General features: G+C 71.1%; 9 protein-coding genes and 1 pseudogene. 8 read left to right on the forward strand and 2 right to left on the reverse strand.

The window, feature by feature from the left end; all coding sequences use genetic code 11:
* Window positions 1-472: biotin/lipoyl-containing protein (locus FMP39_RS36190; RefSeq protein WP_194858714.1), on the reverse strand; the 472-nt coding region annotated here is incomplete at its 3' end.
* Window positions 462-3353 (reverse strand): 2-oxoglutarate dehydrogenase E1 component, encoded by a 2892-nt coding sequence (locus FMP39_RS36195; protein ID WP_141594512.1) that lies wholly within the window; start codon window positions 3351-3353, stop codon window positions 462-464. The genes FMP39_RS36195 and FMP39_RS36190, both read right to left, overlap by 11 nt.
* A gap of 209 nt (window positions 3354-3562) precedes the next feature.
* On the opposite strand from FMP39_RS36195, the gene fabI reads away from it, so the two are divergent.
* The 8 genes and pseudogenes from fabI to FMP39_RS36235 form a co-directional block, all read left to right on the forward strand.
* On the forward strand, window positions 3563-4381 hold the full coding sequence (gene fabI / locus FMP39_RS36200) for an enoyl-ACP reductase FabI (RefSeq protein ID WP_011555983.1): 819 nt from the start codon (window positions 3563-3565) through the stop codon (window positions 4379-4381).
* 185 nt (window positions 4382-4566) lie between these two features.
* On the forward strand, window positions 4567-4953 hold the full coding sequence (locus FMP39_RS36205) for a response regulator (protein WP_011555982.1): 387 nt from the start codon (window positions 4567-4569) through the stop codon (window positions 4951-4953).
* A gap of 5 nt (window positions 4954-4958) precedes the next feature.
* Complete coding sequence (locus FMP39_RS36210) at window positions 4959-5825, forward strand: response regulator (protein ID WP_141594513.1); 867 nt, start codon at window positions 4959-4961, stop codon at window positions 5823-5825.
* Entirely contained in the window at window positions 5822-7063 is a 1242-nt protein-coding gene (locus tag FMP39_RS36215) for a protein-glutamate O-methyltransferase CheR (RefSeq protein WP_141594514.1), read from the forward strand. Before FMP39_RS36210 ends, FMP39_RS36215 begins: the two co-directional genes overlap by 4 nt.
* Window positions 7060-7608 (forward strand): chemotaxis protein CheW, encoded by a 549-nt coding sequence (locus tag FMP39_RS36220; protein WP_011555979.1) that lies wholly within the window; start codon window positions 7060-7062, stop codon window positions 7606-7608. Before FMP39_RS36215 ends, FMP39_RS36220 begins: the two co-directional genes overlap by 4 nt.
* Complete coding sequence (locus FMP39_RS36225; RefSeq protein ID WP_141594515.1) at window positions 7598-9742, forward strand: response regulator; 2145 nt, start codon at window positions 7598-7600, stop codon at window positions 9740-9742. The genes FMP39_RS36220 and FMP39_RS36225 overlap by 11 nt, the downstream gene beginning before the upstream one ends.
* Window positions 9739-10806 carry a chemotaxis protein CheB gene (locus tag FMP39_RS36230; RefSeq protein ID WP_141594516.1) on the forward strand — a complete coding sequence of 356 codons (1068 nt, stop codon included), beginning with the start codon at window positions 9739-9741 and terminating at the stop codon, window positions 10804-10806. Before FMP39_RS36225 ends, FMP39_RS36230 begins: the two co-directional genes overlap by 4 nt.
* Before the next feature lie 76 nt (window positions 10807-10882).
* Window positions 10883-11087, forward strand: a pseudogene (locus FMP39_RS36235) (methyl-accepting chemotaxis protein); the annotation flags it as partial.

Consider the following 11087-nt stretch of genomic DNA (forward strand, 5'->3'; position numbering starts at 1 on the left):
GCGCCGGGGCGGCGGGCGTGGCCGGGCGGTTGAGCTGACCCAGCACGTCGTCCTTGTGCACGCGGCCACCGGCGCCGCTGCCCTTCACCTGGGAGATGTCCACCCGGTTCTCCTCGGCCACCTTGCGCGCGGTGGGCGTGGAGCGCGCGTCGGACGCGGCGGGCGCCTCGGCGGCGGGAGCGGGCGCGGCGGCCGGAGCCGGAGCCGCGGCGGGCTTGGCGGCGGGAGCGCCGGCGCCTGCCTCGAGGAGGCCGAGCACCTCGCCCACGCGGACCTTGTCGCCCTCCTTGAAGGCGATGCTGGACAGCGAGCCCGCGGACGGGGCCGGCACGTCGATGGTGACCTTGTCGGTCTCCAGGACGACGAGCGGCTCGTCGGCGGTGACGGCGTCACCCGGCTTCTTGTTCCACTTGCCGACGACGGCTTCGGTGATGGATTCGCCCAGGGGGGGCACTTTGATTTCAACGGCCATTCTTGGTCCCTCGGAGGATGGCTTCCTCGATGATGAGCTGCTGCTCGTATTCGTGCGTCTTGGGGAAGCCCGTGGCGGGGCTGGCGGCTTCGGCGCGACCGATGTAGCCGATCTTCACCTGCTGCTTCGACTGCGTGGAGGCCAGGTCGTGCAGGCGGGGGAACATGAAGTGCCACGCGCCGGCGTTGCGCGGCTCTTCCTGCACCCACAGCAGCTCGGCGAGCTTCGGCATCTTCGCGATGAGCCCCGCCAGCACGTCGGAGGCGAACGGGTAGAGCTGCTCCAGCCGGACGATGGCGATGCTCTCGTCCTTGCGCTCGTCCCGCGCCTTCACCAGGTCGTAGTACACCTTGCCGCTGCACAGCAGCAGCCGCGTCACGCCCGCCGGGTTCACCCGGTCCAGGATGACTTCCTGGAAGGTGCCCGTGGCCAGCTCCTCCACCTTGCTGGTGGCCTCCGGCCGGCGCAGCAGGCTCTTGGGCGACATGATGACCAGCGGCTTGCGCACCGGGCGCAGCACCTGGCGGCGCAGCAGGTGGAAGATCTGCGCGGGCGTGGTGGGGTAGCAGACCTGGATGTTGTCCTCGGCGCACAGGTCCAGGAAGCGCTCCAGACGCGCGCTGGAGTGCTCCGGGCCCTGGCCTTCGTAGCCGTGCGGCAACAGCAGGGTGAGGCCGCTGAGGCGGCGCCACTTGCTCTCACCGGCGGCGATGAACTGGTCGATGATGATCTGCGCGCCGTTGCCGAAGTCGCCGAACTGCGCTTCCCAGGCCGTCAGACCGTCCGGCACGTCCAGGCTGTAGCCGTACTCGAAGCCGAGCACGCCCATCTCCGACAGCGGGCTGTTGTAGACGTGGAAGCCGTTCTTGCCCTTGCCGCTGACGAACTGGCGCAGCGGGACGAACTTCTCGCCCGTCTTCACGTCGTGCACCACCGCGTGGCGGTGGCTGAACGTGCCGCGCTCGCTGTCCTGGCCGGTGATGCGGATGTTGTAGCCCTCGGAGAGCAGCGTGGCGTAGGCCAGCGACTCGCCCTCGCTCCACTGCAGCTCGCCGCTGTCCAGCATGCCCAGGCGCTTCTTGATGACGGTGCGCTCCACGTCGCGGTGGACGTTGAAGCCCTCCGGCAGCGTGGACAGCTTGCGCAGCGCATCACACAGCACCTGCTTGTCCACCGCGGTGGACACGTCCGGCGCGCTCTTCAGCGAGCCGCCCTGGTAGGGCTTCCACAGGCCTTCCAGCGCGCTGGGCTCCTTGAACTGGCTCTCCTGCCGCGCGCGGGTGAGCGCCGCGTCGAACTCCTGCTGGCAGCGCTGCTTGATGGCCTCCGACTCCTCGGCCGGAACCTTGTTCTGCTCCGCCAGCTTCGCCGCGTAGAGCGTGCGCACCGTCGGGTGCTTGCGGATGATGTCGTACATCGCCGGCTGCGTGAACGAGGGCTCGTCACCTTCGTTGTGGCCGTAGCGGCGGTAGCACACCAGGTCGATGACGACGTCCGACTTGAACGTCTGGCGGTACTCGGCCACCAGCTTCGCGATGTGGACGCAGGCCTCCGGATCATCCCCGTTCACATGGAAGACGGGGATGTCCAGCATCTGCGCGATGGCGGTGGAGTAGAGCGACGAGCGCGAGTCGTGCGGGTCGGTGGTGAAGCCGACCTGGTTGTTGATGACGATGTGGACCGTGCCGCCCGTGGTGTAGCCCTTGAGGCCGGACAGGTTGAGCGTCTCCGCCACCACGCCCTGGCCGATGAAGGCCGCGTCGCCGTGGATGAGCAGCGGCATCACGCTGGTGCGCTCGGTGTCTCCGCCGCGGTCCTGCTTGGCGCGCACGCGGCCCTCCACCACCGGGTCCACCGCTTCCAGGTGGCTGGGGTTGAAGGCCAGCGACAGGTGCAGCTTGCGGCCCTGGCGCGTGGTGTGGTCGGACGAGAAGCCCATGTGGTACTTCACGTCGCCGCGGCCCAGGTAGTCCTGCGGGTTCCGGGGACCGTCGAACTCGCTGAAGATCTGATCCGGCTGCTTGCCCAGGATGTTCGTCAGCACGTTGAGGCGGCCGCGGTGGGCCATGCCGATGACGATCTCCTTCAGGCCCATGCCGGTGGCCACTTCGCCCAGCGCGTCCAGCATGGGGATGAGCGCCTCGCCGCCGTCCAGGCTGAAGCGCTTGGCGCCCACGTACTTGGTGTGGAGGAAGTGCTCGAAGCCCTCCGCGTACGACAGCTTGGTGAGGATGTGCCGGCACTCGTCCGGGGAGAAGTCGGTGCGGTTCTCGTTGGACTCCATCCGGTGCATCAGCCAGCGGCGGCGCTCGCTGTCGAGCATGTGCATGTACTCGACGCCGATGGTGTCCGTGTACGTGCGGCGCAGGCGCGCCAGCAGCTCCGTCAGGCGCACGCGCTGCTCGCCGAACACGCCATTGGTCTCCACGAGCTGCTGGACCTCGGCGTCGGTGAAGTGGCTGTCATCCACCAGGGCCACATCCGCCACGTGCGCCAGCGCCGGGCGCGGACGGCCGAGCGGATCCAGCTTCGCGCGCAGGTGGCCGCGCAGGCGGAAGGCGAAGATGACGTGGTCCACGCGCGCCTGCAGCGAGATGTCCTGGACGGACTGGCCGGGCGCGGCCACCGGGACGGGCTGCGGCGCCGGCGCGACCTGGGCCTTGGACGCGGCGCCCTTGCCGCCCTCCTTGGCCGCCGCGGGAGCCGCTACGGGCTCCAGCAGCCGGGTGCTGAAGATGGGTCGTCCGGCGCCGTTGCTGCGGTCGAAGACCTCCCGCCAGCTTGCATCCACGCTGGCGGGGTCCTCCAGATAACGGGCGTAGAGGCCCTCGATGAAGTCGATGTTGGCGCCGGAAAGAAACGTGTCCTGGAAATTCGCCATGGCGTGTCGTCTTTTACTGGATGGGCGCCCCGTTGGGGGGTTTTAGCGGCGCCTTTTGTAGCGCCCTCCCGCTGGCTGATAAGCCGCACCCGTTGCCGCGGAGCAGGTGGATTCATGCCCCAGGTGAGTGCAACTTCAACCATTCCGCCCAGAAGGAATGGTAGAGAACGCGTTTCCTGTCTTTCCCCTTCCGCAACGAGGCTGTCTCCATGCTGCTCCAAGGCAAGAAGCTGCTCATCACCGGGGTGCTCACGCCTCAGTCCCTGGCCTACGGCATCGCCGAGCACGCGCTGGCTCAGGGGGCCGAGGTCCTCCTCACCGGCTTCGGTCGGGCCAAGTCCCTCACCGAGCGGAGCGCCAAGCGCCTCAAGCCGGGAATGGAGGTGCTGGAATTGGACGTCACCAACTCCGCCCACTTCCCCGCACTCACGGACGCCCTGCGTCAACGGTGGGACCGGGTGGACGGCGTGTTGCATTCCATTGCCTTTGCGCCCGAAGATGCTTTGGGTGGCAACTTTCTCAACACCCCGTGGGAGAGTGTGCAGACGGCGTTCCGCATCTCCACGTTCTCGCTGAAGGAGCTGTCGGTGGCGTGCCTGCCGCTGATGACGCAGGGGGGCTCCATCGTCACGCTGGACTTCGACAACCGCGTCGCCTGGCCCATCTACGACTGGATGGGGGTGTGCAAGGCGGCCCTGGAGTCCACGGTGCGCTACCTGGCGCGCGACCTGGGCCCCAAGGGCATCCGCGTCAACGCCCTGGCCGCCGGTCCCCTGTCCACCATCGCCGCGAAGGGCATTCCAGGCTTCAAGGCCCTGGAGCGTGGCTGGGGTCAGCAGGCTCCCCTGGGCTGGAGCGCGAAGGACAGTCACGACATGGTGGCCCGCACCGCGTGTGCCCTGCTGTCGGATTGGCTGCCCTCCACCACCGGCGAAATGATCCACGTGGACGGTGGCTACCACGCCATTGGCGCGCCTCCGGTGACGCCGGACGCGGACGAGCTCCCGCCCAAGCCCGCCGGCGAATAGGGCCCATCCCCCGGGACCATCTGGACCCGGGGGCGTCCCCTCTGAGGTCATCCGACACCTGCCTGCCCGGATGGAAACCGGGCCGGACCGCCCCCTGTTCTCACGTGAGAGCCCTCACGGTAGAGTCTTGAACGTTTCGCAGGACTCTCCGCGCGTCGCGGGGCCTGCGCAGGAGCCGCCGCACAGTGAGCACCCACAGCACCAACGTCTTGCTGGTGGACGACAGCCCGACGGTTCGGAACATCGTCAAGATCTACCTGATGAACCTCAAGGTCTCGACCGTCGAGGCGGATGATGCGACCCGGGGGCTGCAGATTCTCCGGCTGGTGCCGGTGAGTCTGGTCATCGCGGACATCAACATGCCGGGGATGGATGGCATCACCTTCGTCAAGGAGGTGCGCGCCAGCGCGATGCCGCAGGTCCGCTCGGTGCCCATCCTGCTGCTGACGGCGGAGAAGAACGTGGACCTGCGTCAGCGCGGCACCGAGGCCGGCGCCAACGCCTTCATCCAGAAGCCGGTGTCCCACCACGAGCTGACGGAAACGGTCCGTCAGTTCCTCACCAAGGCCTGACCGCCGTGAGCCTGCCGTCCCTGCTGCTCGTCGACGACAGCGACGCGATTCTCGCGCTGGAGCGGGCCATCCTCTCCGGCCACTACACCATCCACACCGCCAGCAACGGCCGCGAGGCCCTGGAGAAGGTGGGGCGCCTGCGTCCGGCGGCGGTGTTGCTCGATTTGTCCATGCCGGAGATGGACGGTGACGAGGTCCTCCAGCGGATGAAGGCGGACCCGGCCACGGCCGACATCCCCGTCATCATCATCTCCTCGGAGAAGTCGCGCGCGGAGGCGTGCCTGGGCCTGGGCGCGGAGACCTTCCTGGCCAAGCCGTTCCGCGCGGACGAGCTGCTGCAGACGGTGGGCGAGGCCATGACGAGCGCGCGGCAGCGGGCGCGCACGGGCTCGCTGTTGGTGCTTCGCGTGACGGTGGGCGAGCTGGAGTTCGCCATTCCGCTGGACGCGGTGCGGGAGGTCCTGCTGCATCCGGCGACCCGGCCGCTGCCCACCGGGCCGGCGTACCTGCGCGAATACGTGGAGGTGCGGGGCGCGGCGCTGTGCGTGCTGGACGTGGCGCGCCGGCTGGGCGTGGAGCACAAGCTGACGCGCGTGGAGCGCATGCTCGTCGTCATCGAGGCGGAGGGCGTGTCGCTGGCGCTCGCCGTGGACACGGTGAAGGACCCCGAGGAGTACGCGGCGGCGGACATCGACCGGCGCGAGCGCGTGGGCGGCGCCGACCATGGCCCGCTGCGCGATGGGCTCATCGGCATGCTGCGGTCGGGCGGGCGTTCGCTGCCCATCCTGGACCCGCGGGTATTCATCGCGCGGGGGCTCCTGCGGGAGCTGCCCGCGATGCTCGAGGCCGCGGAGGCCGGGCGGAACGCATGAGCGGAGCGCTCGACCCGCGGCTGCTGGCCCGCGCGCGGGAAGTGGTGGCCAGCATCACTGGCTTTCGCAATGACGCCATTGCCTCCGAGGCGGTGGACCGCGTCATTCGCGCGGAGCTGGCCCGCGGGCGCACCGCGCCCGACCTGCTGGGCGAACTGCTCCTTCCCGTCTCCCACCTGGCCACCGCGCTGGTGAAGGCCATCCTGGTGGGGGAGACGTACTTCTTCCGCCACCCGGAGCACTTCCGCTTCATCTCCCACGAGGCCGTGCCCGCGGCGCTCCAGCGGGGGGCCCTGGCCCTGCGGGGCTGGAGCGCGGGCTGCGCGTCTGGCGAGGAGGCGTATTCGCTGGCCGCGTGTCTCCAGGCGTCGCTGCCGCACGGCTTTCCCGTGGAGGTGCTGGGCACGGACATCCACGAGGCCAGCCTGGAGGCGGCGCGCCGCGCCACCTATGGGACGTGGTCCCGCCGCGAGTCCGCGCCGCGCCTCTTCCCGCTCTACTCGGAGACGGGCGAGCGCGAGGTCACCATCCTTCCCCCTGTCCGCCGCATCACCACCTTCGCCCAGGCGAACCTGCTGGCGCCGCTGCCCGAGCGCTTCGGCCGCTTCGACTTCATCCTCTGCCGCAACGTGCTCACCTATTTCACTCCCGCCGCGCGTGACGCGGCCATCTCCCTCCTGTCGCGCACGCTCAACCCCGGCGGCTGGTTGTTCCTGGGCGCCGTGGAGGTGGACCGCGTCCCCGCGGGCATGGTCCGCGAGGGGCCGCCGGAGCTGCAGGCCTTCCGCCTCCTCACGCAGGAAGAGCTGAACGCCCGCGCCGCCGCCGCGTCCCGCGCCGCCGCCCTTGCCCGTCCGGTGGCGCCGCCGTCCCGCCGTCCGGTGGCGCCGCTGATGCCCGCTCCGGCGCGCGAGGTGCCCGTGGCGCCTCCGCCGCCGCCCACGCGGCTGCACCTGAATGCGCTGGAGCGCATCGAGGAAGGCGACGAGGTGGGCGCGTCCTCCGTGCTGGAGGCCCTGGTCCGCCAGGCGCCGGACTACTTGCCGGGGCTGCTGGAGCTGGCCCTGCTGCGGGAGCGCTCCGGGGCGCGGGAAGGCGCGGTGCCGCTGATGCGTGCCTTGCGCTCGCGCGCGGAGCGGCTTCCTCCTGACCAGCTCGTGGAGGGGCCGGAGGCCCTGCCCGCGCGTTTCTACCAGGCGTCCGCTGACGCCTACCTCAACCAGGGGGCGCTCGAATGAAGGTCACCCCGCGGACATTGGAAGCGGCCCAGGAGGCCGAGGCGCTCGAGCTGTTGGAGCGGCGCGCGTCCCGCCTGCGAGAGCAGGGGGAGAACACCGTCGAGGAGGCGGTCCACTGGATTGCCGAGTTCCCGCTCGGTGAGGAGCGCTACGCGCTCTCCCTGGAGTCGCTGCGCGCCGCGCTGCCCCTGAAGATGGTGTCGCCGGTGCCGCTGTCGGCGCCGCACGTCGTCGGGGTGCTGCGCTTCCAGGGCCAGGTGCTGGCCGCGCTCAGCCTGGCGTCGCTGCTGGGCGGCCACGGCTGGCGGCAGGACCCGGCGGTGCTGCTGGTGGTGGACCGCGGGGACGGCGAGCTGTGCGCGCTGGACTGCGAGGCCATTCCCCGCCCCACCACGCTGCCCATGAGCGCGGTGGAAGCCGCGCGGGTGCGCGCGGAGGGGGCGGTGATGGAGGTCTTCACGCAGGACCGGCAGCTCATCCACCTCATCGACCTGAAGCGGCTGTTCTCCGCCACGCGCGGCACGGGAGCCCGTCATGCCCGTTGATCCGATGCTGCAGGGGCTCGTCGCGGGCTTCGCCGTCGAGGCCCAGGAAGTGGTCCAGAAGGTCACCATGGACCTGCTGGAGCTGGAGCGCGAGGGCCTGGAGACGGACGCCCTCACCAAGCTCTACGTCCGGCTGGGCCGCCACCTGCACACCCTGAAGGGCAGCGCCGCCTCGCTGGGCATGCAGGACCTGAGCGACATCGCCCACAAGCTGGAGGACGCGCTCGCTCCACTGAAGGCCAATCCTCAGAAGATGCCGCGGCCGGTGGTGGACATCCTGCTCCACGGCCTGGACCTCTTCCTGCTGCGCGCGCAGGCCCACGCGGACGGGCGCGGGGAGGCGCTTCCGGACCCGGCGGCCGCCCTGGCGCAGCTGGTGGCGGACGCGCCGCCGCCCGAAGAGGCCGCGGCCATGGTCGCCGCCTCCGGGAGCCTGGCCGCCGTCGCCGCGCCGGCTCCGTCCGCGGAGCCCGTGTCCCTGCCGGACGCGCTGCCGGAGTCCGCGGACGCGGGCTGGCGCGTGTCGTCGTGGCAGGTGACGGCGCTGATGCGCGAGGTGGAGCGCCTGCGCGAGGTGCGCCTGCGCGTGGAGGAGCGGGGCCGCGAGCTGGAGCGGGTGGCCGTGCTGCTGGCGAAGCAGGGGCTGCTGGCGGAGACGGCGGAGGCGCGCACGGCGCTGTCCGGCACCGCGCGCTCGCTGCGCACCGACGGTGAGGAGACGAGTGACATCGTCGACGCGCTGGAGGATGGCCTCAAGGCCATCACCACGCGCCCGGTGCGCACCATCCTGGACCCGCTCCAGCGCATGGTGCGTGATTTGTCCCGTCAGCTGGGCAAGGAAGCGCGGCTGTCGGTGGTGGGCGCGGAGGTGTCGCTGGACCGGCGCCTGCTGGAGAAGCTGCAGGGCTCGCTGGTGCACCTGCTGCGCAACGCCGTGGACCACGGGCTGGAGCTGCCGGCGGACCGCGAGCGCGCGGGCAAGCACCACGAGGGCGCGCTCACCCTGCGCGTGGAGCAGCAGGGCAACCTGCTCTACCTGGAGGCGTCCGACGACGGCGCCGGCATCGACGTGGAGGTGGTGCGACGCCTGGCCGAGCAGCGCGGGGTCGTCACCGCGGAGGAGACGGTGCGCCTCAACGAAAACCAGCTGCGGGACCTCATCTTCCGGTCCGGCTTCAGCACCCGCACGGACGTGACGGACACGTCCGGCCGCGGCGTGGGCCTGGACGCGGTGCGCGCGTCGGTGGAGGCACTGCAGGGCCGCATCGAGGTCGCGAGCACGCCGGGGCAGGGCACGCGCTTCATGCTGACGCTGCCCACGGACCTGGGCAGCTCGCCGGTGCTGGTGGTGCGCGTGCTGGAGCAGCTGGTGGGCCTGCCCATGCTGGCGGTGGAGGCCACCCAGCTGGCGCGCACGGAGTCGCTGCGCCTGGGCAAGCGCCGGGCGCATTTGGAGTACCAGGGGCAGCTGTTGTCGGTGGTGGACCTGGGGGCGCGGCTGGGCCTGCGCGCCCTGGCGCCGCCGGCCGAAGGGCAGCCGCTGCTGATTGTCCAGAGCGGTGGCAAGCGCGTGGCGCTGGTGGTGGACGCGGTGGTGGGGGACCGGGACCTGGTCATCCGCCCGCTGCCGTCGGAAGTCCGCGACGTGCCGGCCTGGCAGGGTGCGGCCACGCTCAGCCGTGGCGAGCTGCTGCTCATCTGCCGCCCGGACTGGCTGGTGACGGAGACGGTGCAGGTGCAGGTGTCGGCGCAGCGGCGGGCGCTGGTGGTGGACGACTCGCTCACCGCGCGGGCGCTGCACCGGGCCATGCTGGAGGCGGGCGGCTTCACGGTGCACCTGGCGGCCAGCGGGGCCCGGGCCCTGGACCGGCTCCAGTCGGACACCTACGACGTCGTCATCTGCGACCTGGACATGGAGGAGATGGACGGCATCCAGCTCATCGCGAAGCTGCGGGAGCGCCCGGAGACGGCGTCGCTGCCCGTCATCCTGGTCTCCGCGCATGACAGTTCGGTGGCGCGCGAGCGGGGCCTGAAGGCGGGCGCGGACGGCTACCTCAGCAAGCGCGAGTGCGCCGCAGGCCGTCTGCTGGCGGAGGTGCTGGACGTCATGAGCCGCCGGGGGAGTCGCGCGTGAGCGTTCAGCGACCCATCCGGGTCCTCGTGGTGGACGATTCGCCCACCATGGCGAACATGCTGACGGCCCTCCTCACGGAGGAGCCGCGCATCGAAGTCGTGGGCCGTGCGGGAGACGGCAACCGCGCCGTGCAGCTGGCGCGCCTGCTGCGCCCCGACGTCATCACCATGGACCTGCTGCTGCCCGGCCTGGATGGGCCGGGGGCCATCGCCGCCATCATGTCCCAGTCCCCCGCGCGCATCCTCGTGGTGAGCGCGGTCGCGGAGCAGCGCGGCGTGGACCTGGGCTTCCAGGCGATGAGCGCCGGCGCGCTGGAGCTCATCGGCAAGCCCAACGTGACGAACGCGGAGGAGCTGCGCCGCTGGGGCAAGGAGCTGGCGCACTCGGTGTGCCTCATGGCGGAGGTGCCCGTCATCTCCCGCCGGCCGCGTGCGGCCACCGCGCCGCCGCCGCCCACTGGCGCGCGGGTGGACATCTTCGGCGTGGTGGCCTCCACGGGCGGGCCGCCCGCGCTGGCGGACGTGCTGTCCAAGCTGCCTCGCTCGCTGCCGGTGCCGCTGCTCATCGCCCAGCACATCACCGTGGGCTTCACCCAGGGCATGGTGCGCTGGCTGTCCCAGGTGACGCCGCTGCCGGTGTCCATCGCCAAGGACGGCGAGCGGCTGGAGCCGGGCCGCGTGTACTTCCCGCTGGACGGGCATGACCTGCTGGTGGACGCGGCCGGGCTGGCGCGCCTGCAGCCCAGCCGGGGCGGGCCGTGCCCCAGCGGGGATGTGATGCTGACGTCGCTGGCCGCCGCCTTTGGCCGGCGCAGCGGCGGGGTGGTGCTCACCGGCATGGGCGAGGACGGCGCGCGCGGCCTGCTGGCCATCCGCAGGGCGGGCGGCGTCACCTTCTCCCAGGACGAGGCGTCGTCGGTCGTCTTCGGCATGCCTCGCGCCGCGCTGGATGTGAAGGCCACCGACCAGGGCGTGCCTCTGGCCTCGATGCCGGAGCTCATCCTCCAGAGCTGTACCTTCGCCCCCTTCCGGGGCGGACGCCCCGAGGGAGGACCCACCCGGTGAGCTCCTCCTGTGCCTGTTTCACCTGCCCGCCTCCGCGCGGGTGCCGTGCTGACGTCGTTTCCCCGGCGGTGATTCCGTGAGCCTCCCGCAACAATCCTTCGCCTCCCAGTTGTCGCAGCAGTTCCGCCAGTCACTGGGGCTGGCGCCGAAGTTCGTGCTCGTCACCGCGCTCATCAGCGCGACGGCGGCCACCCTGCTCACCGGTGTCGCCACGCGGCGGCTGGAGAGCGACCTGGCGGACAGCTACCTGGGCGCGGGGCGGCACGTGGCCCGCGGGCTGG

It is taken from the genome of Myxococcus sp. AB056, assembly GCF_006547365.1.
Classification (GTDB): domain Bacteria; phylum Myxococcota; class Myxococcia; order Myxococcales; family Myxococcaceae; genus Myxococcus; species Myxococcus virescens.

What these genes read in the sequence shown, in the direction of transcription:
- FMP39_RS36195 (WP_141594512.1), bottom strand. Translation starts at nt 3,353, where the DNA reads ATGGCGAATTTCCAGGACACGTTTCTTTCCGGCGCCAACATCGACTTC.
- fabI (WP_011555983.1), top strand. Translation starts at nt 3,563, where the DNA reads ATGCTGCTCCAAGGCAAGAAGCTGCTCATCACCGGGGTGCTCACGCCT.
- FMP39_RS36220 (WP_011555979.1), top strand. Translation starts at nt 7,060, where the DNA reads ATGAAGGTCACCCCGCGGACATTGGAAGCGGCCCAGGAGGCCGAGGCG.
- FMP39_RS36225 (WP_141594515.1), top strand. Translation starts at nt 7,598, where the DNA reads ATGCCCGTTGATCCGATGCTGCAGGGGCTCGTCGCGGGCTTCGCCGTC.
- FMP39_RS36215 (WP_141594514.1), top strand. Translation starts at nt 5,822, where the DNA reads ATGAGCGGAGCGCTCGACCCGCGGCTGCTGGCCCGCGCGCGGGAAGTG.